At 73.1% G+C, this 23,043-nt stretch carries 21 protein-coding genes and 1 pseudogene; 7 read left to right on the top strand and 15 right to left on the bottom strand.

Going from position 1 to position 23,043, the window contains the following annotated elements; genetic code table 11:
- Nucleotides 1-66: 66 nt before the first annotated feature.
- From hpnE to AC0VYN_RS12535, 11 genes and pseudogenes are all read right to left on the bottom strand, one after another.
- Complete coding sequence (gene hpnE, locus AC0VYN_RS12585) at nucleotides 67-1,500, bottom strand: hydroxysqualene dehydroxylase HpnE (protein WP_475536051.1); 1,434 nt, start codon at nucleotides 1,498-1,500, stop codon at nucleotides 67-69.
- Entirely contained in the window at nucleotides 1,475-1,639 is a 165-nt protein-coding gene (locus AC0VYN_RS12580) for a DUF6380 family protein (RefSeq protein ID WP_475536050.1), read from the bottom strand. Before AC0VYN_RS12580 ends, hpnE begins: the two co-directional genes overlap by 26 nt.
- On the bottom strand, nucleotides 1,636-2,586 hold the full coding sequence (gene hpnD / locus AC0VYN_RS12575; RefSeq protein WP_475536049.1) for a presqualene diphosphate synthase HpnD: 951 nt from the start codon (nucleotides 2,584-2,586) through the stop codon (nucleotides 1,636-1,638). The genes AC0VYN_RS12580 and hpnD overlap by 4 nt, the downstream gene beginning before the upstream one ends.
- Nucleotides 2,583-3,485 (bottom strand): squalene synthase HpnC, encoded by a 903-nt coding sequence (gene hpnC / locus AC0VYN_RS12570; RefSeq protein WP_385467386.1) that lies wholly within the window; start codon nucleotides 3,483-3,485, stop codon nucleotides 2,583-2,585. Before hpnC ends, hpnD begins: the two co-directional genes overlap by 4 nt.
- Nucleotides 3,486-3,845: 360 nt before the next feature.
- On the bottom strand, nucleotides 3,846-4,634 hold the full coding sequence (locus tag AC0VYN_RS12565) for an ABC transporter ATP-binding protein (RefSeq protein WP_475536048.1): 789 nt from the start codon (nucleotides 4,632-4,634) through the stop codon (nucleotides 3,846-3,848).
- On the bottom strand, nucleotides 4,627-5,556 hold the full coding sequence (locus AC0VYN_RS12560; protein WP_475536047.1) for an ABC transporter permease: 930 nt from the start codon (nucleotides 5,554-5,556) through the stop codon (nucleotides 4,627-4,629). The genes AC0VYN_RS12565 and AC0VYN_RS12560 overlap by 8 nt, the downstream gene beginning before the upstream one ends.
- Nucleotides 5,557-5,653: 97 nt before the next feature.
- A complete protein-coding gene (locus AC0VYN_RS12555) occupies nucleotides 5,654-6,538 on the bottom strand; it encodes a glycosyltransferase family 2 protein (RefSeq protein ID WP_386921238.1) in 885 nt (294 codons plus the stop codon).
- Nucleotides 6,535-7,314 (bottom strand): CDP-alcohol phosphatidyltransferase family protein, encoded by a 780-nt coding sequence (locus AC0VYN_RS12550; protein ID WP_475536046.1) that lies wholly within the window; start codon nucleotides 7,312-7,314, stop codon nucleotides 6,535-6,537. Before AC0VYN_RS12550 ends, AC0VYN_RS12555 begins: the two co-directional genes overlap by 4 nt.
- Nucleotides 7,292-8,353, bottom strand: a complete 1,062-nt coding sequence (locus AC0VYN_RS12545) for an iron-containing alcohol dehydrogenase family protein (protein WP_475536045.1) — start codon at nucleotides 8,351-8,353, stop codon at nucleotides 7,292-7,294. The genes AC0VYN_RS12550 and AC0VYN_RS12545 overlap by 23 nt, the downstream gene beginning before the upstream one ends.
- Nucleotides 8,341-9,093 carry a phosphocholine cytidylyltransferase family protein gene (locus AC0VYN_RS12540; protein ID WP_451691387.1) on the bottom strand — a complete coding sequence of 251 codons (753 nt, stop codon included), beginning with the start codon at nucleotides 9,091-9,093 and terminating at the stop codon, nucleotides 8,341-8,343. The genes AC0VYN_RS12545 and AC0VYN_RS12540 overlap by 13 nt, the downstream gene beginning before the upstream one ends.
- Nucleotides 9,090-10,947: pseudogene (locus AC0VYN_RS12535) on the bottom strand (DUF5941 domain-containing protein). The gene AC0VYN_RS12540 and the pseudogene AC0VYN_RS12535 overlap by 4 nt, the downstream one beginning before the upstream one ends.
- Nucleotides 10,948-11,387: 440 nt before the next feature.
- Here AC0VYN_RS12535 and AC0VYN_RS12530 point away from each other — a divergent pair.
- On the top strand, nucleotides 11,388-12,326 hold the full coding sequence (locus tag AC0VYN_RS12530) for a cation diffusion facilitator family transporter (protein WP_475536044.1): 939 nt from the start codon (nucleotides 11,388-11,390) through the stop codon (nucleotides 12,324-12,326).
- Between the two features lie 279 nt (nucleotides 12,327-12,605).
- Nucleotides 12,606-13,199, top strand: a complete 594-nt coding sequence (idi, locus tag AC0VYN_RS12525; RefSeq protein WP_385467361.1) for an isopentenyl-diphosphate Delta-isomerase — start codon at nucleotides 12,606-12,608, stop codon at nucleotides 13,197-13,199.
- A 36-nt stretch (nucleotides 13,200-13,235) separates the two neighbouring features.
- Here idi and AC0VYN_RS12520 read toward each other — a convergent pair whose 3' ends face one another.
- On the bottom strand, nucleotides 13,236-13,688 hold the full coding sequence (locus AC0VYN_RS12520) for an ATP-binding protein (protein WP_475536867.1): 453 nt from the start codon (nucleotides 13,686-13,688) through the stop codon (nucleotides 13,236-13,238).
- A 204-nt stretch (nucleotides 13,689-13,892) separates the two neighbouring features.
- Between AC0VYN_RS12520 and AC0VYN_RS12515 the strand changes: the two genes are divergently transcribed.
- Entirely contained in the window at nucleotides 13,893-14,648 is a 756-nt protein-coding gene (locus AC0VYN_RS12515) for an enoyl-CoA hydratase/isomerase family protein (protein WP_475536043.1), read from the top strand.
- On the opposite strand, the gene AC0VYN_RS12510 is transcribed toward AC0VYN_RS12515, so the two are convergent.
- Nucleotides 14,635-15,270: a DJ-1/PfpI family protein gene (locus AC0VYN_RS12510; RefSeq protein WP_475536042.1), complete on the bottom strand. Its 636-nt coding sequence runs from the start codon at nucleotides 15,268-15,270 to the stop codon at nucleotides 14,635-14,637. The two genes, AC0VYN_RS12515 and AC0VYN_RS12510, sit on opposite strands and share 14 nt — an antisense overlap.
- Nucleotides 15,271-15,329: 59 nt before the next feature.
- On the bottom strand, nucleotides 15,330-16,289 hold the full coding sequence (locus AC0VYN_RS12505; RefSeq protein WP_475536041.1) for a GlxA family transcriptional regulator: 960 nt from the start codon (nucleotides 16,287-16,289) through the stop codon (nucleotides 15,330-15,332).
- 113 nt (nucleotides 16,290-16,402) lie between these two features.
- Here AC0VYN_RS12505 and AC0VYN_RS12500 point away from each other — a divergent pair, with 113 nt between their 5' ends.
- The 3 genes from AC0VYN_RS12500 to AC0VYN_RS12490 all read left to right on the top strand — a co-directional run bounded on the left by AC0VYN_RS12500 (nucleotide 16,403) and on the right by AC0VYN_RS12490 (nucleotide 19,970).
- The gene (locus AC0VYN_RS12500; protein WP_475536040.1) at nucleotides 16,403-17,272 is read left to right on the top strand and encodes an SCO6745 family protein; all 870 of its coding nucleotides are present in this window, start codon (nucleotides 16,403-16,405) and stop codon (nucleotides 17,270-17,272) included.
- Between the two features lie 95 nt (nucleotides 17,273-17,367).
- Nucleotides 17,368-17,493, top strand: a complete 126-nt coding sequence (locus AC0VYN_RS12495; protein ID WP_385467347.1) for an LPFR motif small protein — start codon at nucleotides 17,368-17,370, stop codon at nucleotides 17,491-17,493.
- Nucleotides 17,494-17,609: 116 nt separating this feature from the next.
- The gene (locus AC0VYN_RS12490; protein ID WP_475536039.1) at nucleotides 17,610-19,970 is read left to right on the top strand and encodes a Tex family protein; all 2,361 of its coding nucleotides are present in this window, start codon (nucleotides 17,610-17,612) and stop codon (nucleotides 19,968-19,970) included.
- 145 nt (nucleotides 19,971-20,115) lie between these two features.
- Here the strand turns inward: AC0VYN_RS12490 and AC0VYN_RS12485 are convergent, their stop codons facing one another.
- Nucleotides 20,116-21,762, bottom strand: a complete 1,647-nt coding sequence (locus tag AC0VYN_RS12485; RefSeq protein ID WP_475536038.1) for an ABC-F family ATP-binding cassette domain-containing protein — start codon at nucleotides 21,760-21,762, stop codon at nucleotides 20,116-20,118.
- Between the two features lie 122 nt (nucleotides 21,763-21,884).
- On the opposite strand from AC0VYN_RS12485, the gene AC0VYN_RS12480 reads away from it, so the two are divergent.
- Nucleotides 21,885-22,838, top strand: a complete 954-nt coding sequence (locus tag AC0VYN_RS12480) for an FAD-dependent oxidoreductase (RefSeq protein ID WP_475536037.1) — start codon at nucleotides 21,885-21,887, stop codon at nucleotides 22,836-22,838.
- Nucleotides 22,839-23,043: the final 205 nt, after the last annotated feature.

Raw genomic sequence — 23,043 nt, 5'->3', positions numbered from 1 at the left:
TGGACACAGTCTCTCCTCCAGTTGCGGTACCGGGAGTGCGGGAGTCGGTCCCACGCGGATCGGTTCTCATGCCGCCTCCTCGAAGTCGGGGAGTCGGTCGCGGGACCGTCCCAGGGCGGCGAGCGCGGCTCCCGCCGCCCCGACACCGCTGCGGACGGCACTCTCCATGGTCGCGGGCCACCCGGTGGCGGTCCACGCCCCGGCCAGGTACAGGCCGGGTGCCTTGGTGCGGGCGCCGGGCCTGAGCCGGCCGACACCGGGGGCCGGCGCGAAGGTCGCGGTGCGCTCCCGGGTGACGAAGAAGTCCCTCACCTCGGCGCCCCGGGCGCGCGGCAGCAGCCGTTCGAGTTCGGGCAGGTAGCGCTCGCGCAGCGTGGCCACGGGCGTGTCGATCTCGTCCTGCGCGGTCGACTGGGACAGCGCCAGGTACTGACCGTCCTTCAGGCCGGAGGCCGCGGTGCGGTCGAAGACCCACTGCACGGGGGTGCCGAGGGCCGTGAGGAAGGGCGCCGCGAGGACCTGCCGGTCGTAGAGCACATGGATGTTGAGGATCGGTGCGGTGCCGATCTCCAGCAGGTTGCCGGGGGCGTCGAGCGCGCCCGGGGGCAGCAGTCCGTGCGCCTCGCGCTGCGGTACGGCGAGGACGACGGCGTCCGCCGCGAGCGTTTCGCCGGGGACCTGAACGCTCCACTCCCCGTTTCCGTTCCTGTGGACGGAGGTGACGCGTGTACGGACCTCGGTACGGACGCCCGCGGAGTCGAGCGCCCTGCGGGCCAGCCCGTCGTGCAGTTCGCCCAGGGGGACGCGGGCCCAGCCGATGTCGGCCGCGCCCGGGTCGGACAGCAGGCCGGTCCTGAACACCATCGCGGCGAGCCCGAGCGAGGCGTCTCCGGCGGCCGCGTTGAGGGTGGCGACACCGACCAGGTCCCACAGGGCCTCGACGGCACGCGCGGACTGACCGTGCGCGGTCAACCAGCTGCCGAAGTCCTGGCCGTCCAGCGCCGGATCGGCGGGGTCGAGGCCCTTGAGCGCGAGGGCGGCCCGCCCGACGCGGGCGCGGTCGGCCAGCGAGAGGTGCGGGTACGCGGCGAGGCTGCGCCCCAGGTGCAGGGGCACGGGCAGCGCGTCGCGGCGCAGCCGGCCGAGGCGCCGTCCCTCGGGCTTGGCCAGGTCGATGACGGGCACGTCGAGACGTTCCTGCACCGGCGCGAGCGCCGTCCCGCCGACGCGGTCGAGGAACCAGCGGTAGGCGGTGCAGCAGCGCAGGTAGACGTGCTGCCCGTTGTCGACGGTCAGCTCGCCGCGCCGGAAGGAGAAGGCGAGCCCGCCCAGACGCGGCCGTCCCTCCAGAAGGGTGACGCGGACCCCGGCATCGGCGAGGGCGAGCGCGGCGGTGACACCGGCGAGTCCGCCGCCGACCACGACGGCGTGTCTGCCGGCCGGGACGGCGGAGACGTCCCCGAGGGTCCCGTCGTCACGCATGCCGTTGCCGTGGGTCATCGTGCACCTTTCCTGCCCGGTCGCCGTGGTGTGTGAACGCGGTACGGCCGACCGTCTCAGTCAGGGACGCCGTCCGCCACCCGAGGGTTGCCCGCCGCCGGGTGTCAGGAGTCCCGCCGTGCGCCGGTGCGCCCCTCACGGGCGCCTCCTGACGGCCCGCCGGGCCACGTGCCGGGTGTCCAGCCCGGACAGCCCGCGCACGGCGACGTACGCCTTCTCCCGCCCGGGCAGCGAGACCCTGCCGCGCAGCACGGCCTCCGGGTCGCGCTCGATGCGGTCGAGGAGGCGGCGGTAGATGCCGGCCATGGCGGCGACGCAGGCACCGCTGCGCCGGTCGAGCATCGGGAGCAGCCGGTAGCCCTCGGCGAAGAGGGCGCGGGCCCGGCGCACCTCGAAGTGCACGAGGCCGGCGAAGTCGGAGCCCTCCGGTGGCGTCGGCCCGTCGAACCCGGCCGAGCAGCCGAACTTGGCGAGGTCGTCGGCGGGCAGGTAGGTGCGGCCGTCCTCCGCGTCCTCGCGGACGTCCCGGAGGATGTTGGTCAGCTGGAGCGCGAGCCCGAGCGTGTCGGCGTACTCGGGCGCGCGCTCGGCGCCGCGCGCCCCCGGTCCGGTGCCGAAGACGCCGAGCGAGAGGCGTCCGATGGCACCGGCGACGCAGCGGCAGTAGACCTTCAGATCGTCCCAGGTCTCGTAGGTCTCGCCCCGGAGGTCCATCTGGACGCCGTCGATCAGTTCGTCCAGTCCGCCCAGCGGGATCGGGAACCGCCGCGCGGCGTGGGCCAGGGCCACGGCCACGGGGTCGGTGTCGTCCTCGCCGACCGCGCCCTCCTGCACGCGGCCGAGCAGCGCCCGGGTCTCCTCCAGCCGGACGGCCTTGACGTCGGCCGGCAGATCGCCGTCGCCGATGTCGTCGACGCGGCGCGAGAAGGCGTACAGCGCCGACATCGCCCGGCGCTTGGGCGTCGGCAGGAGCCGGATGCCGTAGGCGAAGTTCCGGGCCTGCTGTCCGGTGACGGTCTCGCAGTAGCTGTACGCGGCGAGTACCGGAGCGGACACGTGTGCTGACGACTCCACGGTCCGGATCACCCCTTTCCTCGCAGGGTCGAGCCCACCTCGCGCAGCAACCGGACCTTACCGGGCTTGGGCGGGCCGGGAAGTACGTCGTGACCGGCGGCGGCGATCGCCCCGACGGCCGCCCTCCCCCCGGCCACGAATCCCGCGAGCAGCAGCCTCAGCCTTCCGTGGACGCTGCCCACCAGGGGGGAACCCTCGTCCAGCAGATCGCGGGCCCGGCCGGCCTCGAAGGCGATCAGGGCGCGCACCGACGCGCCCGCGGTGGGTGCGGCGAGGTCCGCCTCCTGGACGTGGAAGCGCTTCATGTCCTCGGCGGGCACGTAGACGCGGTCCCGGGTCAGGTCCTCGGCGACGTCCTGGAGGTGCTCGACGATCTGCAGGGCCGTGCAGATCCGGTCGGAGTGGCGGATCCGCTCGGGTGTGGAGGTGCCGGTGACGGCGAGGACGAGACGGCCGACCGGGTTGGCGGACAGCTCGCAGTAGGCGAGGAGGTCGTCGTAGGTCTCGTACCGGCCGACCAGCTGGTCCTGGCGGTTGGCGGCGATCAGACCGAGGAAGGGCTCGGGGGTGAGCGAGCGGCGGCGCACGGTGGGCTGCAGGCGCCGCAGCAGGGGGTGGCGGGGCGTGCCGTCGAAGACCCGGCGCAGGTCGGCCTCGAAGGCGTCCAGCATCAGCAGCCGGTCGCCGGCGCCGTCGTCGGGGACGCCGAGCAGGCGGGCGTCGGCACCGCCGGGGGCCAAGTCGCCGTCGCCGATGTCGTCGACCAGGCGGGCGAAGCCGTAGACGGCCATGAGGTCGGTGCGCCAGTCGCGGGGCAGGAAGAAGGGGGCCACGGGGAAGTTCTCGCCCGCGGCCTTGTCGAGCGTGGCGCGTTCCGGGTCCACGGCGTGCGCCGTGGCGGTCACCGTCATCGCCGGCTGCCCGGGACGGGGACGGCGCACGCTCCGCGGAGCAGGGGAGTTTCCGTAGCCATTGCCGTCACATCTCCCGTTCTACACTGCCGACCCAATACGCACTATTTCGGACACGCCGCCCGGCCGCCCGTGCGGCGGGCCCGCTCGAGGGTGACGGGCATTATGGCCCCATGTGCCGCGTTTCGGGACCGGTACAGCTTACGTTGTACGACTCACCGAGCTCCGCCGGGGTCTTCCCCGCCTCACCACAACTCACCGACGGGCTCCAGGATTCCCTGTCCGCACAGGAGTTGACGCTTCCTTTGCAGACGCGGGGCCCCGCCGGAACAGTTCCGGCGGGGCCCCGGGCGTGTCGGGCTACTTGCCCGTGAACTTCTCGTACTCCCTGAGCACCTCGTCGGTCGGCCCGTCCATGCGCAGTTCGCCGCGTTCCAGCCACAGGACGCGGTTGCAGGTGTCGCGGATGGACTTGTTGTTGTGGCTGACCAGGAAGACCGTGCCGGCCTCCTTGCGCAGCTCGCGGATGCGTTCCTCGGAGCGGGTCTGGAACTTGCGGTCGCCGGTGGCCAGGGCTTCGTCGATCATGAGGACGTCGTGGTCCTTGGCGGCGGCGATGGAGAAGCGCAGCCGGGCGGCCATGCCGGAGGAGTAGGTGCGCATCGGCAGCGTGATGAAGTCGCCCTTCTCGTTGATGCCGGAGAAGTCGACGATGTCCTGGTAGCGGGCCCTGATCTCCTCGCGGCTCATGCCCATGGCGAGACCGCCCAGGATGACGTTGCGCTCGCCGGTCAGGTCGTTCATCAGGGCCGCGTTCACCCCGAGCAGGGAGGGCTGGCCGTCGGTGTAGACCTTGCCCTTCTCGGCGGGCAGCAGGCCGGCGATGGCCCGCAGCAGCGTCGACTTGCCGGAGCCGTTGGAGCCGATCAGGCCGATGGCCTCGCCCCGGTAGGCGACGAAGGAGACGCCCCGCACGGCGTGCACCTTGCGCACGCCCCGCTCCGCCTGGCCGGAGCCTCGCCTCACGATGCGGCTGAGGGCCGCGGTGGCGCTGCCCTTGCCGGTCCTGGCCCCGTTGACGCGGTAGACGATGTGGACGTCCTCCGCGATGACCGTGGGCACCCGCTCGTCCTGCTGCTGCTCAGCCACGGCCGTACCTCTCCTCCGCCTTCCAGAAGTACACGAAGCCGCCGGCCACGGCGAGGACGGCCCAGCCGGCCGCCACCGCCCACACGTGCGGCGGGAGGTTGCCGGATCCGTAGCCGTCGATCAGGGCGAAGCGCATCAGGTCCATGTAGACGGCCGCCGGGTTCCACTGGAGCACGTCGGCGATCCAGGACGGCTTGTCCTTGAGCATGACCGGGATGGAGAACATGACACCGGAGGCGTACATCCAGGTCCGCATGAGGAACGGCATCAGCTGCGCCAGGTCCGGCGTCTTCGCCCCCATCCGCGCCACGATCAGCGCGACACCGGCGTTGAAGAGGAACTGCAGGGCGAGCACCGGGACTATGAGCACCCAGGACAGCGTGGGATAGCTGCCGAAGGCCGCGGCCACGATGAACAGCACGATCATCGAGAAGAGCAGCTGCTGGAGCTGCTGGAGCGCGAACGAGACCGGCAGTGAGGCGCGCGGGAAGTGCAGGGCGCGCACCAGGCCCAGGTTGCCCGAGATCGCGCGGACGCCGGCCATCGCCGAGGACTGCGTGAAGGTGAAGACGAAGATGCCCGTCACCAGGAACGGGATGTACACGTCCTTCGGCATGCCCTTCCCCGCGTCCAGGATCAGGCCGAAGATCAGGTAGTAGACCAGCGCGTTCAGCAGCGGGGTGGCCACCTGCCACACCTGGCCGAGCTTGGCCTGGCTGTACTGGGCGGTCAGCTTCGCCTGCGAGAAGGCGAGGATGAAGTGCCGCCGGCCCCAGAGCTGACGGACGTACTCGACGAGGGACGGCCGGGCGCCGCTCACGGCCAGGCCGTACTTGGCGGCGAGCCGTGCCGCCGTGAGGCCGTCGTCGGGCGACACGGGCCTGGTCATCGCGACCGTGCCGTCGTGCGTTGTCTCACTCACTAGTGGAAACTTTCGTCTTCGTCGATGCGTGGCCCCTGCGGGCCCGGCATGAGCCGGCCGGCCTCGGACGGCCGGAGTTCTCTCGGATACGAGCTTGTCAGATCACGGGAGGCCGGCCCAGCCGGGTCAGCCGCCACACCGTACGCCACTTCATGGGCCGGCGAGGACCGCACGAGGTGCCCCAGCCCTCCCGGAAACCGCCGAACCAGGCCTTCAGGGCCGGGCGCGAGGGACGGCGCAGCAGCGTGAGCAGCAGCCACACCCCGAGGTAGACGGGCACGAGGAGCGCGGGGAGGTTGCGGCGGGCGAGCCAGACGCGATTGCGGGCGACCATGCGGTGGTAGACCGCGTGCCGCGAGGGCGCCGTCGTCGGGTGGTACAGCACCATGTCGGACCGGTAGTCGATCATCCAGCCGGCGTCGAGGGCGCGCCAGGCCAGGTCGGTCTCCTCGTGGGCGTAGAAGAACTCGTCCGGCAGGTTGCCGACCTCCGCGAGGACGCGGGTACGGACGGCGTTGGCGCCGCCGAGGAAGGTGGTCACCCGGGAGGAGCGCATCGGGTCGGAGGCGCGCAGGCGCGGCACGTGCCGGCGCTGGGTCTCGCCGGTGTCCGGGTCGGCGATGCGGAAGCTGATGATGCCGAGTTCCGGGTCGTCCGTGAACGCCTTGCGGCACAGCTCGGCGGTGTCGGTCCGGGCGAGCAGGCCGTCGTCGTCGAGGAAGAGCAGGATGTCGACGTCGGTGCCGCCGGGGCCGAAGGCCTCGATGCCGACGTTGCGGCCGCCGGGGATGCCCAGGTTCTCGGGCAGCTCGACGGTGCGGACGCCGGCGGGCACCTCCGGGACGGGTGAGCCGTTGCCGACGACGACGACCTCGACCGGGTCGCCGTCCTGTCCCGCGACCGAGTCGAGCAGGGCGCGCAGTTCCCCGGGGCGGTTGCCCATGGTGATGACGACCGCGCCGACCTTCGGGGCCCCGCTCATCGCAGCCTGCTGGAGGCGAGGACGGACACCAGGTGCAGCAGGGTCTGCAGGAGGGCGATGCCGGCCAGGACGGCGGTGCCGAGGCGGGTGAAGAACAGGTCGCCGCGGCTCGCGTCCACGACGGCGAGGACGAGGATCAGCAGGGACGCCTCGATGCCGAGGATCAGCCGGTGGAACTTGAGCGCACCGGCGGCCCGGCGGGCCAGGGCCATGCCGGAGGAGCGCGGCTCGGAGGCGGCCTCCTTGACCGGCGGCATCCCGGCCTGGTGCCGGGCGACGCCGACCAGGTCGGTCTCGGCCTTGATCAGGACGGCGCCGAGGGCGGCCAGGGTGCCGAGGAAGGCCCACAGCCAGTCGATCCGGCCGGTGCCCCAGAGGTCGGCGGCGCGCAGGCCGAGCCCGACGAGGACCGCGGCGTCGGTGAGGTAGGCACCGACGCGGTCCAGGTAGACGCCGCCGAGCGAGTACTGCTTCTTCCAGCGCGCGATCTCGCCGTCGACGCAGTCCAGCAGCAGGTACAGCTGGACCGCCACCACGCCGAGCACGGCGCCCGTGATGCCGGGCACCAGCAGCGCCGGGGCGGCGAGGACGCCGCAGACGGTCATCAGGTACGTGAGCTGGTTGGGTGTGATCCTGGTATTCACCAGGTAGCGGTCGATCCGCAGCGAGACCTCGCGCATGTAGAGGCGTCCCGCCCAGTGCTCACCGCTGCGCCGGTCCTTGACCCCCGCGGGATGGACGACCGGGCGTAGTTCAGCTACCGATGGCCTTGACATAGTCGGCGTACATGTCCTTGATCTGGTCGGTCGTGAGGTCGAGGTGTTCGAGGATCGTGTAGCGGCCGGGCCGGGTCTGGGGGGCGAACTCCACGGCCCGGACGAACTCGTCCGGGGTGAAACCGATCTCCTGGGGCAGCACCGGCAGTCCGTGCCGGCGCAGGACGCCGGCCATGTACACCGACTCCTCGTGGGCACCGCGCAGGTACATCGCGAACGCCGCGCCCAGGCCGCACTGCTCGCCGTGGGCCGCCGCGCGCTCCGGGAAGAGCAGGTCGAAGGCGTGGTTGATCTCGTGGCAGGCGCCGGAGGACGGGCGCGAGTCGCCGGACACCGACATGGCGATGCCGCTGAGCACGAGGGCCTCCGCCAGCACCTGGAGGAACTCGTTGTCGCCGACGCCGCCCGGGTGCCGCAGCACGGCCTCGCCGGCCTGGCGGGCCATCGCGGCGGCGAGGCCGTCGATGCGCTCGCCCTTGACGCGGTTGGCCAGCTCCCAGTCCGCGATCGCGGAGACGTTGGAGACGGCGTCGCCGATGCCGGCGCGCACGTACCGCACCGGCGCCGCGCGGATGACGTCCAGGTCGATGACGACCGCGATCGGGTTGGGCACGCCGTAGGAGCCGCGGCCCGCGTCGTTGTCGAGGGTGGCGACCGGGGAGCACAGGCCGTCGTGCGCGAGGTTGGTCGGCACGGCGACCAGCGGCAGGCCGACGCGCGCCGCGGCGAACTTGGCGCAGTCGATGATCTTGCCGCCGCCGAGGCCGACGACCGCGTCGTAGTGGCCGCCCTTCATGGCGCCGGCCAGCTTGATGGCGTCGTCGAGGGTGCCGCCGCCGACCTCGTACCAGTCGGCGCCGGGCAGCGACGGGGCGACGCGTTCGCGCAGCCGGGCACCGGAGCCGCCGCTGACCGCGACGGCGAGCTTGCCCGAGTGGGAGATGCGCTCGTCGGCGAGCACACAGCCCAGGTCGTCGAGGGCACCCGGGCGGATGTCCACGACGACCGGCGACGGGATGAGCCTCGTCAGTACTGGCACGCGATCTCCCGTCCCTTGGCGAGGTCGTCGTGGTTGTCGATCTCGACCCACTTGACGTCGCCGATGGGCTCCACGTCGATCCGGAAGCCGCGGTTGACCAGCTCCTGGTAGCCGTCCTCGTAGTACAGCTGCGGGTCGCGCTCGAAGGTGGTCCTCAGCGCGTCGGCCAGCTCCGCGGCGGCCTCGCCCTCGATGAGGGTGACGCCGATGTACTCGCCGGTCGCCTCGGCCGGATCCATCAGCTTGGTGATGCGCTGGACGCCCTTGTCGGGGTCGACGACGACCTTCATCTCCTCCTCGGCGAGGGACTTCACGGTGTCCAGCGCCAGGATGATCCGCTTGCCGTCGCCGCGGGCGGCGAGCAGGGTCTTCTCGACGGAGACCGGGTGCACGGTGTCGCCGTTGGCGAGGATCACGCCGTCCTTGAGGGCGTCACGGCCGCACCACAGGGAGTAGGCGTTGTTCCACTCCTCGGCCTTGTCGTTGTCGATGAGGGTGAGCTTGACGCCGTACTTCTGCTCCAGCGCCTCCTTGCGCTCGTACACGGCCTCCTTGCGGTACCCGACGATCACCCCGACCTCGGTGAGGCCGACCTCGGCGAAGTTGCCCAGGGTCAGGTCCAGCACCGTGATGTCGTCCTCCGCGCCCTCGGGGCCGACCGGGACCAGTGCCTTGGGCAGGGTGTCGGTGTAGGGGCGCAGACGGCGTCCGGCGCCGGCCGCCAGCACGAGGCCGATCATGCGGGTTCTCCTTCGTCGTGTACGGCGGGTGCGCCGACCTTGTGGGCGGCGACCCAGAAACGGATGCTCTCGACGAGCACCACGAGGGCGACGGCCACGGCGAGGACCGTGAGCGCGACCTTGAGAGCGGAGGCGGTGAGCAGCACGGCCAGCACCGTGACCAGCAGCGTGCGGCCCTCGTGCCCCCCGATCGCCCGCACCAGCCAGTGCGGGGGCGCGCCCGCGTTGCCGCGGATGCGGTAGACCGTGTCGTAGTGATGGTAGGCGACCGCGGCCACCAGCCCGAAAGCCGCCGGAAGCGCCCCGTTCACGTCCGCTTTCGCCGCCAGCACCAGGACGGTGCCGTACTCGGCGGCGCGCAGGAAGGGCGGAACCAGCCAGTCGAGGGCGCCCTTGAGGGGGCGGGCGACGGCGAGCGCGGACGTCAGCACGTAGACGGCCGCGGCGACGGCCGGCCACGGGCCGCCGAAGTCGGTGAACGCGGCCGTCGCGACGACGGCGAGGCCGCCGAGGAGGGCGACCGCCGGGGCGGTGGAGCCGGGCAGCCGGCGGGCGGGCCCGCGCAGGCCGGCGGCGACGGCCTCGGCGAGCGGGCCGGAGTCGGCGAGGTCCGCGAGCGCCTTCGCCGCCCGGTCGGTCCGGGTGGCCCGACGGGTGAGCGAGCGCAGGACACGGCCCGCCGTGGTGTACGTCGCGGCGAACGCGCAGCCGATCAGCAGCGCGTAGAAGGTGATCCTGGGGGTGGTGGCCGCGGTCAGGACGGCGATCATGAGCCAGCGTTCGCCGATGGGCAGGACGATCATGCGGCGCACCCAGACCGTCCAGCCGACGCTGTCGAGCTTGTCGGAGAGGGCCGCGGTGGGGCTGGTGTTGGCGGTGGCGTCGTGGTTGGCCTCGTTGAAGGAGAAGTCCACGACGTGCCGGCAGGCCTGGAGGACCATCGCGCCGAGCGCGAGGGCCCATACGTCGTCATGGCCGCCGCGGGCGGCCCCGAGGGCGAGGCCCGCGTAGTAGGCGTACTCCTTGGCGCGGTCGAAGGTGGCGTCCAGCCAGGCGCCGAGGGTGGAGTACTGCAGGGAGTAACGGGCGAGCTGTCCGTCGGTGCAGTCGAGCACGAAGGAGGCGATCAACAGGACGCCGGCGGCGACGAAGCCGCCGCGGGTGCCGGTGGCCGCGCAGGCCGCCGCTATGAGCGCGGTGAGCAGCGAGGCGGTGGTGACCTGGTTGGGGGTCAGCCCGCGGCGCGCGCACCAGCGGGCGATGTAGCGGGAGTAGGGGCTGATGAGGAAGGTGGTGACGAAGCCGTCACGGGCCTTGACCGCCGACCTCAGGCGTACGGCCTCGTCGTCGACGGAGGCCACGGCCTGCCGTGCCTCGTTGCGGGCCTGCGGGTCGGTGGGGACGACGGCGACGAGACTGCCGAGCTCCGGCCGGTGCACGTCGGTGCCGTCGGCGTCGAGCGCGGAGACGATCCGGTCGGCGAGGCTGTCGACGACCTCCACGCCCGCCCCGGCCCGCGCGGGGGCTCCCCCGTCCGCCGCGCCGCCGGCCGAGGAGCTTCTCCCGGGCCATCGCGCGGGTGAGGGCCCGGCGGGCGTCGGGCTGCGCGGTCACGGCGCCGGGGATCGCGGCGATCGGGAAGCGCGGGTCGGTGAGGCCGAGGCGCAGGGCGTGCGGATGGCCCACGAAGCGGGCGTCGACGACGGCGACCCGCTCCTCGCCCGGTACCTGGGCCAGCAGCGTCTCGGCGTCCGCCGCGTCGGAGGCGAGCCGAACGTCGAAGCCGAGGGACCGCAGCTCGCTCTCGACGGACGAACCGGGGACCGGCTGACCGGTGAGGATGGCGGTCGACAACCGAACTCACTCCCTGGTGCCGGCGCCAGCGCGCCGGCCTGTGCATGGTGGAGCGCCCGTGCCTGGGGCACCCGGGCGGCATGTCGGCAGAGGTTATCGGATGCCCGGAACACCGTGTTCACCGCCCGTTTCACGGTCGGTCGACGCCGCTTGCACCCGCCTTAGCCGCGATCATCATCGGGGATCCGGGGCCCGCCCCACAAACCGCGCTCCCCAAACGGACATCAAGGGCATCGCGGAGTGTCGAGGGGCGTGCGCGGAGGGTCAGACCGGGCCGCGTGCGAGCGGGCGCCGGGGGCGCTCCGGCATCCGGGCACCGCCCTGACCTGCGTAACGTTTCCGCAGGTCAGGGCACATGACAACGGTGTTCAGTGCCGCGTTGCCCCATACCCCCCGCCCGTAGTTGACTGGGGATCCGCAGACACAGGGAGGCGGCCTTCATGGGGGCAGGGCACGATCACGGACACGCGCACGGCGCGCACGCCGGCGGGACGGCGACGGCCGCGTATCGCGGCAGGCTGCGGGGTGCGCTGGCGATCACGCTCACCGTCATGGTCGTCGAGATCGTCGGCGGTGTGCTCGCCGACTCCCTCGCGCTGGTCGCCGACGCGGCGCACATGGCGACGGACGCGCTCGGGCTGGGCATGGCGCTGCTGGCGATCCACTTCGCGAACCGGCCGCCGAGCGACCGGCGCACCTTCGGCCACGCCCGCGCGGAGATCCTCGCGGCCCTGGCGAACTGTCTGCTGCTGCTCGGGGTCGGCGGGTACGTCCTGTACGAGGCGATCGAGCGGTTCATCACACCGGCCGGCACCGCGGGCGGGCTGACCGTCGTCTTCGGCGTGATCGGCCTGGTGGCGAACATGGTGTCGCTGACGCTGCTGATGCGGGGGCAGAAGGACAGCCTGAACGTGCGCGGTGCCTTCCTGGAGGTGGCGGCGGACGCGCTGGGCTCGCTGGCGGTGATCGTCTCGGCGCTGGTGATCCTGGCCACCGGCTGGCAGGCGGCCGACCCGATCGCCTCCCTGCTGATCGGCCTGATGATCGTGCCGCGCACGCTGCGGCTGCTGCGGGAGACGCTGGACGTGCTGCTGGAGGCGGCTCCCAAGGGCGTGGACATCGCCGAGGTGCGCGCCCACATACTCGCGCTGGACGGCGTGGAGGACGTCCACGACCTGCACGCGTGGACCATCACGTCGGGCATGCCGGTCCTGTCGGCGCACGTGGTGGTGAGCGGCGAGGCGCTGAGCACGATCGGCCACGAGAAGATGCTGCACGAGCTGCAGGGCTGCCTGGGCGATCACTTCGACGTGGAGCACTGCACCTTCCAGCTGGAGCCGGGCGGGCACGCGGAGCACGAGGCCCGGCTGTGCCACTGAGGCCGGGGGCGTGGGCGGGTGCGGTGTGCGCCGGGGGGGACGCCGGTGTCCGCCGGTCCCCGCGTCCCCGCTCCCCCGGCGCTTCCCGAGGTCGCGTTCCGGACGGTTCCGGGTGGGCGGCGCAGGGCACGATCCTCCATCGGGCCCCCTCGGCGTGTCCGACCGGTGAAGGCCGCGGCCCGCGCGAGCGCGCGGGACATGCGGGTGTGCCGGTAAGTGCCGGGTGTACCGAACGCGTGGGGCACACTTGGGGCGCGAGGACCGATGTGAAGGATGGGTATGCCGATCACTCCTGCCACCGCGACGCACAGTTCGTCGAACGGCACCGCAGACGCGATTTTGCTGGAACTGGTCGACGAGAACGGCGTGACGATCGGTACCGCGGAGAAGCTCGCCGCGCACCAGCCACCAGGACGGCTGCACCGCGCCTTCTCCGTGTTCCTCTTCGACGAGCGCGGCCGGCTGCTGCTCCAGCAGCGGGCCCTGGGCAAGTACCACTCCCCCGGTGTGTGGTCCAACACCTGCTGCGGTCACCCCTACCCCGGTGAGGCGCCGTTCGCCGCCGCGGCCCGGCGGACGTTCGAGGAGCTCGGTGTCTCGCCGTCGCTGCTCGCCGAGGCGGGCACGGTGCGCTACAACCACCCGGACCCGGCCTCGGGGCTGGTCGAGCAGGAGTACAACCACCTGTTCGTCGGCCTGGTGCAGGCACCTGTGCGGCCCGACGCGGAGGAAGTGGCCGGGACGGCCTTCGTGACCCCGGACGAGCTGGCCGAACGGCATGCGAAGGACACCTTCTCGGCGTGGTTCATGACGGTGCTGGACGCGGCCAGGCCCGCCGTCCGCGAGCTGACGGGCCCCTCCGCCGGCTGGTGAGCCATGGCGGCGCGGGGTGCGCCCGGGCGCCCCGCGCTAGTGCGGTGCGGGCTTGAGCGGCAGGGCGGCCCAGATCACCTTGCCGCCGCTCGCCGTGTGAGCGACGTCGCACGCCCCGCCCGCCTCGAGCGCGATCTCCCGGACCAGGAGCAGGCCGCGCCCGCCCGTCCGGCCGTGGTCCGTCTCCAGGGCGGTCGGGCGGTACGGGTGGCTGTCCTCCACGGACACCCGGACCCACTCGGGTCCGACGGCGACCTCCACGGCGAGCGTCGGCGACAGCACCGCCGCGTGCCGGACGGCGTTCGTGACCAGCTCGGAGACGATCAGCAGCAGACCCTGGGCGACGTCGTCGGAGACCGGTACGCCCTGGCGTACCAGCAGGTCCCGGACGGCGTGCCGGGCCTGCGGGACCGAGGCGTCGACGGCGGGCGCGGTGAACCGCCAGACGCCTTCGTACGGCAGCGGCTGCGGGGGCCCGGTCTCGTCCATCGTCCGGTCGCCGCCCTCGGGCTCGATTGTCACCACCCTCAGAGTGTTGGTAACGCGCCCCTCCCCCTCAGGGAACTGAACACAAGTCAGCAATTATCGAACGGTTCTGACCGTTGGCGTTTGACCCGGTCGGTTGTGGGACCGTTCCTGTCCCGCGCGTACCTGCTCCGTGGAGCGCCGGCACGGGTGGATAGCATCCGGCGCATGGAACCGCATCTGCTGCACCGGGTCCGCGACTCGGTAGCCACCGTCGTCGTCCACCACCCGGTCAAGCGCAACGCCATGACGGCCGCGATGTGGCGGGCGCTGCCGGAGCTGCTCGGCGGTCTGGCGGGCGACCCCTCGGTGCGGGCGCTGGTGCTCACCGGTGAGGGCGCGACGTTCTGCGCCGGGGCCGACATCTCGACCCTGCGGGAGTCCGCGGAGGAGGCGCAGCTGCTCGCCGTGCGCGCCGAGGAGGCCCTCGCGGCCTTTCCCAAGCCCACGCTGGCGGCGATCCGCGGTCACTGCGTGGGCGGCGGCGCCCAGCTGGCGGCGGCCTGCGACCTGCGGTTCGCCGAGGAGGGGGCGCTGTTCGGCGTCACCCCCGCGAAGCTGGGCGTGGTGTATCCGGCGTCGGCGACCCGGCGGCTGGTGTCGCTGGTGGGACCGGCCACCGCGAAGTACCTGCTGTTCTCCGGCGAGTTGATCGACGCCGGACGGGCGCTGCGCACCGGTCTGGTCGACGAGGTGCTGCCGGGGGACGAACTCGACAAGCGGGTGGCCGAGTTCACCCGCGTCCTGGTCTCGCGTTCGCAGCTGACGCAGGCGGCGGCGAAGGAGTTCGCGGGCGGCCGCACCGACCGGGACGAGCACTGGACCGCGCAGGCACGCGGCAGCGGCGACACCGCGGAGGGCGTCGCCGCGTTCCTGGAGCGCAGGCAGCCGCGCTTCGGCTGGAGCGTGCCTACGTCAGGATGAAGCGGCTCCCGGTGCGGAACTCCTCGACGAGACGCGCCGGAGCCTTCTGCGGGGACCCGGCGTCGTAGGGCGGCTGCGGGTCGTACTCGGTCAGCAGCTGGACCGCCTGGGCGTGCTCGTCTCCGGCGATCCGGCCCACCAGGGTGAGGCCCATGTCGATGCCGGAGGAGACGCCGGCCGCGGTGACGTACTTGCCGTCGGTGACCACCCGCTCCCCGGTCGGCTCGGCGCCGAACCGCTTCAACAGCTCCAGGGCCAGCCAGTGCGAGGTGGCGCGGCGGCCGGTGAGCAGCCCCGCCGCGGCGAGCAGCAGGGAGCCGGAGCAGACGGAGGCGGTCCAGGTGCTGGTGGCGTCCGCGGCGCGCAGCCACTCCAGCAGCGTCCCGTTGTCCATCTGCGCCTCCTGACCGGGGCCACCCGGCACCAGGACGACGTCCGGGGCCGGTACGTCCGCGAGGGTCCGGTCGGCGGTCAGCGCGAGGCTCCCCGTGTCGTTGCGGACGGGGCCGGTCCGCTCGGCGGCGAAGACGGTCTCCGCGTCCGGGATGCGGCTCAGGATCTCGTACGGGCCCACGGCGTCGAGGGCGGTGAAGCGGTCGAAGAGGACGATGGCGATCTGCACGTGTGGCCTTTCGTGGGGACTCGTGGGCTTCGTGTTCATCCGGTGGGCGGGGGTGGTCGTCAGCGGGCGGCCGCGGGCCGGAACCGGCGGCGGTACTCGGCCGGTGAGGTGCCGAGGGCCTTGACGAAGGCGCGGCGCATGGCCTCCGGGGTGCCGTAGCCGCTGGCGCGGGAGATCTCCTCGATGCCGTCGCCGCCGTCCTCCAGCAGCCGGCGGGCGTGTTCCAGGCGCACCCGGTCGACGTACCGGCCGGGCGTCGTACCGGTCTCGGCCTGGAAGGCGCGGGCGAAGTGGCGCGGGGACAGGGCCGCGCGGGCGGCGAGGGACTCGACGCTCAGATCCTCGGTGGGGTGCTCGGTGATCCACTGCTGGACCTCGCGGAGCGGTTCGCGGCGCGCGGTCTGGGCGGCGAGCTGGGCGCTGAACTGGGCCTGGTTGCCGGGCCGGCGCAGGAAGACCACCAGGTGGCGGGCGACGGTGAGGGCGGCGTCCCTGCCCAGGTCCTCCTCCACCAGGGCGAGCGCGAGGTCGATGCCGGAGGTGACACCGGCGGACGTGGCGACGTGGCCGTCGCGGACGTAGATCGGGTCGGGGTCGACCTCGACGGCCGGGTGCTCACGGGCGAGCCGGTCGCAGTAGGTCCAGTGGGTGGTGGCGCGGCGGCCGTCCAGCAGGCCGGCCGCGGCGAGCAGGCCGGCTCCGGTGCAGACGGAAACCAGGCGCGGGGCGCGGGGCCCGTGCGTGCGCAGCCACGCGATGAGGCGCGGGTCCGGCTTCCGGGTACCGGGGCCGCCGGGGACCAGCAGGGTGTGCGGGCCGGACACCTCGGTGAGGGCCCGTTCCGGTACGACGGTCAGGCCGCTGGACGTCCGCACGGGAGCGCCGTCCAGGGAGGCGGTGCGGATGCGGTACGTGCCGGGCGTGTGGGTCTCGGCGCCCGCGAAGACCTCCACGGGGCCGGTGACATCGAGGCTCTGGACGTCGTCGAAGAGGACGACGAGAACGGTGCGCTGCGCCATGCCGCCGATTCTTCGGCCGCCCCGCGGTGACCGCAATGACGAGTTCCCCACCTTTCCTGCCGTGCCTCCCACACCCCTGTAGGGCGTACTGAGCGGTTGGTAACCTGCCGAGCATGACAACCGCCGCTCTCGACGCCCGTGCCGGCCGCCGCTGCCACAACGCGCTGAACTCCCTGCACTCGACGCACTACTTCTCGCCCGACGTGGGCCGCGAGCTGGCGGCCCTCGGGGTCACCGACCCGCGGGCCGTCAACTTCGCGGTGCGCGCCGCCGCGCTCGGTCCGGTCGGTGCCGGTGCCGTGACGGCGACGTTCTACAACTACAAGCACGACCTGGTGGCGCGGCACGTGCCCGCCGTGTGGGAGACGGTCACGCCCGCTCAGGTCCTGGAGGCCCGCCTGCGTGCCGTCGACGCGACCCTGCGCCGCCTGCTGGGCGAGGAGGCCGTGGCGTCCGCGGAGATGGCGGAGGCGGCCGGACTGGCGCTGCGGGCCGCCGAGGGCTGCTCGCGCGGCGCACGCCCGCTGTACTCGGCCCACGCCGACCTGCCCGTGCCCGGCGATCCGCACCTCGCGCTGTGGCACGCGGCGACCCTGCTGCGCGAGCACCGGGGCGACGGGCACGTCGCCGCGCTGCTGGCCGCGGGCCTCGACGGCCTGGAGGCGCTGGTGACGCACACCGCGACCGGCCGGGGCATGACGCCGAAGTGGGTGTTCACCACCCGTGGCTGGAACCAGGAGGAGTGGGACGCGGCGTCGGACCGGCTGCGGGAGCGCGGGGTGCTCGACGGCGCCGGTGAGCTGACCGAGCGGGGCGTCGCCCTGCGCGACGGCATCGAGCGCGAGACGGACCGGATGGACGAGGCCCCGTACGCGCACCTGGGCGCGGAGGGCGTGGCACGTCTGACGGAGCTGGGGGCGGTCTTCGCGCGCAGGGCACTCGGTGCCGGCGCCTTCCCGGCGGACCTGCTCGGCAAGCGCTGAGCCCCCGGTCCGTGCGCACGGGGCATGCGGGGCCGATCCCGAGGTACCTGTACTACTCCCGGCCGGAGGGGCCGGGAGCAGGAAAGGGGCTTCACGTGTTCCGTGCCATCGCAGACGTCCTGCGCCAGATCGGCGGCGCCGTCGCCACCGTCGTCACGCTTCCGTTCCGGGCGGTGGCCCGGCTGTTCGGCGGGGCCTCGTCCTCGGCCCGCAGGGCCTGATGCCCCGTCGCCGTGCCGTCCGGCCGCGACGGGGCCGGGCGGCGCCCTGATCCCCGATTGTCGTCGTCACCTGCCACAATTGCCGCGCAACCTCTGTGAGAAGGCGGTACGGGATCGTGACGACACCCGGATCCAGCGCGTCCATCGACGTGAGGTCCATCGAAAGCAGGATCGCCGAGGAGCTCGGCGTACGGGAGCGGCAGGTGAAGGCCGCGGTGGAGCTGCTCGACGGCGGCTCGACGGTGCCCTTCATCGCCCGCTACCGCAAGGAAGCGACCGAGATGCTCGACGACGCGCAGCTGCGCACGCTCGAGGAACGGCTGCGCTATCTGCGGGAGCTGGAGGAGCGGCGTTCCGCGATCCTCGACTCGGTGCGCGAGCAGGGCAAGCTCACCGAGGAGCTCCGGGCCCGGATCCTGGAGGCGGAGACCAAGGCCCGCCTGGAGGACATCTACCTGCCGTTCAAGCCCAAGCGGCGCACGAAGGCGCAGATCGCGCGGGAGGCCGGTCTGGAGCCGCTGGCCGAGGGGCTGCTCGGCGACCCGTCGGTGGACCCGCTCGCCGCGGCCGCCGCGTTCGTCGACGCCGGCAAGGGGGTGGCCGATCCGCAGGCCGCCCTGGACGGCGCCCGGGCGATCCTGACCGAGAAGTTCTCGGAGGACGCCGACCTGATCGGTGAGCTGCGCGAGCGGATGTGGGTGCGCGGACGGCTCGCCGCCAAGGTGAAGGCGGGCAAGGAGGAGGCCGGCGCCAAGTTCGCCGACTACTTCGACTTCACCGAGCCCTTCACCGAGCTGCCCTCGCACCGGATCCTCGCGATGCTGCGCGGCGAGAAGGAGGACGTCCTCGACCTCGTCCTGGAGCCCGAGGAGCCCACCGACGGGCCGTCGTCGTACGAGGCGATCGTCGCGAGCAGGTACGGGATCGCCGACCGCGGGCGGCCCGGCGACAAGTGGCTCGCGGACACGGTCCGCTGGGCCTGGCGCACGCGGGTCCTGGTCCACCTCGGCATCGATCTGCGGCTGCGGCTGCGCACGGCCGCCGAGGACGAGGCGGTGAACGTCTTCGCCGCCAACCTGCGCGACCTGCTGCTGGCCGCCCCGGCCGGAACGCGTGCGACGCTCGGCCTGGACCCGGGCTTCCGCACCGGTGTCAAGGTCGCCGTGATCGACGCGACCGGCAAGGTCGTGGCCACGGACGTGATCCACCCCCACGTCCCCGCCAACCGGTGGGACGAGGCGATCGCCAGGCTGGCACGGCTCGCGAAGGAGCACGCGGTCGAGCTGGTCGCGATCGGCAACGGCACGGCGTCCCGCGAGACCGACAAGCTCGCCGGTGAACTCATCACCAAACATCCGGAGTTGAAGCTCACCAAGGTGATGGTGTCCGAGGCGGGCGCCTCGGTGTACTCGGCGTCCGCCTTCGCCTCGCAGGAACTGCCCGACATGGACGTGTCGCTGCGCGGCGCCGTGTCGATCGCCAGGCGCCTCCAGGACCCGCTGGCCGAGCTGGTGAAGATCGACCCGAAGTCGATCGGCGTCGGCCAGTACCAGCACGACCTGTCCGAGGTGAAGCTGTCGCGCTCGCTGGACGCGGTGGTCGAGGACTGTGTGAACGGCGTGGGCGTGGACGTCAACACGGCCTCCGCGCCGCTGCTGACCCGTGTCTCCGGCATCACCTCCGGGCTCGCCGAGAACATCGTGGCGCACCGCGACGCGAACGGGCCGTTCCGCTCGCGGACCGAGCTGAAGAAGGTGTCGCGGCTCGGGCCGAAGGCGTACGAGCAGTGCGCGGGCTTCCTGCGGATCCGGGGCGGCGACGACCCGCTGGACTCGTCCAGCGTGCACCCCGAGGCCTACCCGGTGGTGCGGCGGATGGTGAAGACCGCCGGGCAGGAGGTGGCCGGGCTGATCGGCAACACCTCGGTGCTGCGGTCGCTGCGGCCGGCGGAGTTCGTGGACGACAAGTTCGGCCTGCCGACGGTGAGCGACATCCTGAAGGAACTGGAGAAGCCGGGGCGCGACCCGCGGCCGGCGTTCAGGACCGCCACCTTCAAGGAGGGCGTGGAGAAGATCTCCGACCTGGCGTCCGGGATGGTCCTGGAGGGCGTCGTCACGAACGTGGCCGCCTTCGGGGCGTTCGTCGACGTCGGCGTGCACCAGGACGGGCTCGTGCACGTGTCCGCGATGTCGAAGACGTTCGTGAAGGACCCGCGGGACGTGGTGAAGCCCGGGGACATCGTGAAGGTGAAGGTGCTGGACGTCGACATCCCGCGCAAGCGGATCTCGCTGACGCTGCGGCTGGACGACGAGGCCGCCCCGCAGACGGAGCAGAAGCGGGAGCCGCGGCAGGGGGCCCGGCCCCCCAAGCAGCGGCAGCAGCGACAGGGCTCCGGGGGGAAGGGGCGGTCCTCGGCGGCTCCGGCGCCCTCCAACGGGGCGATGGCCGACGCGTTGCGGCGGGCCGGGCTGGCGTAGGCCGCCGGGGTGATGGCGGGGGGTGGGTGCGCGGAACGGCGCTTGCCGGGTGCCGCTGCGCCCACCCGTGCCGCCCTGGGGGTACCTCCCAGGCCTTCAAGGCACTGGGGGAGGCACGCCTGCCCGCAGCCGGGTCCGGCTGCAGCTATGCGGGTGTCTCCGTCACCTTGCCGTCCGTCACCTCCAGGCGGCGGGTGACGTGGAGGGCGTCCAGCATGCGACGGTCGTGGGTGATCAGGAGGAGGGTGCCCTCGTAGGCGTCCAGGGCCGCTTCCAGCTGTTCGATGGCCGGCAGGTCCAGGTGGTTGGTCGGCTCGTCGAGGACCAGGAGGTTGACGCCCCTGCCCTGGAGGAGGGCCAGGGCGGCCCTTGTGCGTTCGCCCGGGGAGAGGGTCGACGCCGGGCGCACGACGTGGTCCGCCTTGAGGCCGAACTTGGCCAGCAGGGTGCGGATGTCGGCCGGCTCGGTGTCCGGTGTCGCCGTGCGGAAGGCGTCCAGCAGGGACTCGGGCCCGTGGAACAGCGCGCGGGCCTGGTCCACCTCGCCGAGCAGGACGCCCGAGCCCAGCGCCGCGTGCCCGGCGTCGAGCGGGACGCGGCCCAGGAGGGCGCCGAGGAGGGTGGACTTGCCCGCGCCGTTGGCTCCGGTGACCGCCACGCGGTCCGCCCAGTCGATCTGGAGGGAGACCGGGCCGAGCGTGAAGTCGCCGCGCCGGACCTCCGCGTCGCGCAGCGTGGCGACCACCGCGCCGGAGCGCGGCGCCGACGCGATCTCCATGCGCAGGTCCCACTCCTTGCGCGGCTCCTCGACGACGTCGAGACGTTCGATCATGCGCTGGGTCTGGCGGGCCTTGGCCGCCTGCTTCTCGCTGGCCTCGCTGCGGAACTTGCGGCCGATCTTGTCGTTGTCGTTGCCCGCCTTGCGCCGGGCGTTCTTGACGCCCTTGTCCATCCAGGTGCGCTGCATCTGCGCCCGGTCCTGGAGCGCCCCGCGCTTGTCGGCGTACTCCTCGTACTCGTCGCGGGCGTGCCGGCGGGCCACCTCGCGTTCCTCCAGGTAGGCCTCGTAGCCGCCGCCGTAGAGGTTGATCCGCCGCTGGGCCAGGTCCAGTTCCAGGACCTTGGTGACGGTGCGGGTGAGGAACTCGCGGTCGTGGCTGACGACGACGGTGCCGGCGCGCAGGCCGGTCACGAAGCGCTCGAGGCGCTCCAGGCCGTCCAGGTCGAGGTCGTTGGTCGGCTCGTCGAGGAGGAAGACGTCGTAGCGGGACAGGAGGAGGGAGGCGAGGCCCGCCCGCGCCGCCTGGCCGCCGGACAGGGACGTCATCGGCTGCTCCAAACCCACCGTGAGGCCCAGCGCGGCGGCGGTCTCCTCCGCACGGTCGTCGAGGTCGGCGCCCCCGAGGGCGAGCCAGCGTTCCAGGGCGGTCGCGTAGGCGTCGTCGGCGCCCGGGGCGCCCTCGACCAGCGCCTCGGTGGCCTCGTCCATGGCGCGCTGGGCCTCGGTGACGCCGGTGCGGCGGGCGAGGAACGCCCGGACGGTCTCGCCGGGCCGGCGCTCCGGCTCCTGCGGGAGGTGGCCGACGGCGGCGCTCGGCGGGGACAGGCGCAGCTCGCCCTGCTCCGGGGCGGTGAGGCCGGCGAGCATCCGCAGGAGGGTGGACTTGCCGGCGCCGTTGGCCCCGACGAGTCCGATCACGTCACCGGGGGCGACGACGAGGTCGAGCCCGGTGAACAGGGAGCGGTCGCCGTGGCCGGCGGCGAGGTTCTTGGCGACGAGGGTGGCAGTCATCAGACCGTCGATCCTAACCGCGCCCCGCCGCCGTCGGGCGGCCGCCGTCGGGCGGGGCAGCCGGCGCCGTTCGGCTGTGCACGCCCTGACGTTCTCGGGCGGCGAGGGCCTATCGTCCCGGTGTGGAAACCGAACTGGATGACGAGGTCGTCGTGGTCGGCGGCGGTGTGATCGGGCTGACGACGGCCGTCGTGCTCGCCGAGCGCGGCCGGCGGGTGCGGGTGTGGACGCGGGAGCCCGTCGAGCGCACCACCTCCGCAGTCGCGGGCGCGCTGTGGTGGCCGTACCGCATCGAACCGGTGGCGCTGGCGCGGGAATGGGCGCTGCGCTCCCTGGACGTGTACGAGGAACTCGCGACGCGGCCCGAGGGGACGGGCGTCCGCGTGGTCGAGGGGGTGCTGGGCGAGACGGAACCGGCCGAGGTCGACGGATGGGCGACCGCGCGGCTGCCGGGGCTCCGTCCGGCGCGCGCCGACGAGTACGGCGGGTCGGGGCTGTGGGCGCGGCTGCCCCTGATCGACATGTCGACCCATCTGCCGTGGCTCCGGAAGCGGTTGGCGGCGGCGGGCGGTGTGGTGGAGACGCGGGCGGTGGCCGACCTGACGGAGGTCGGGGCGCCGGTGGTGGTCAACTGCACGGGGCTGGGCGCCCGGGAGCTGGTGCCGGACGCGTCCGTGCGTCCGGTGCGCGGGCAGTTGGTCGTGGTGGAGAACCCGGGCATCGACACCTGGCTGGTCTCCACCGACCCGGTCTCCGGGGAGATGGCGTACCTGTTCCCGCACCCCGGCCGGCTCGTGCTGGGCGGCACGGCCGAGGAGGACGCCTGGTCGGCGGAGCCGGACCCGGCGGTCGCGGAGGCGATCGTGCGGCGGTGTGCCGCGCTGCGGCCGGAGATCGCCGGGGCGCGGGTGCTGGAGCACCGGGTGGGGCTGCGGCCGGCGCGGGACGCGGTGCGGCTGGAGAGCGAGCGGCTGCCGGACGGGCGGCTGCTGGTCCACAACTACGGTCACGGCGGCGCGGGCGTGACGGTGGCCTGGGGCTGCGCCCGGGAGGCGGCGCGACTGGCGGCAGGCTGACGACGGGACCACGGGTGGCACCGCCGGGGCCGGCGGACGGTGCGGGGTGCCCCTCCCCGTGGGAGCCGCCGCCGGTCGGCGCGGGCGGTCAGGCGGGCGGGTGCCGGGGCCCGGAGATGACCCGGTGGCCCCGGCGGCACCGCCACCAGTCGGACCCCATGGGCGGTCGGACAGGTACCGGCGGTCAGCCACCCTGGCCTCGGCG

It is taken from the genome of Streptomyces sp. 63XJN7_1_ISO-PGPR-S23-121 (assembly GCF_056173025.1).
This window is presented reverse-complemented; position numbering and strand designations above follow the sequence as displayed.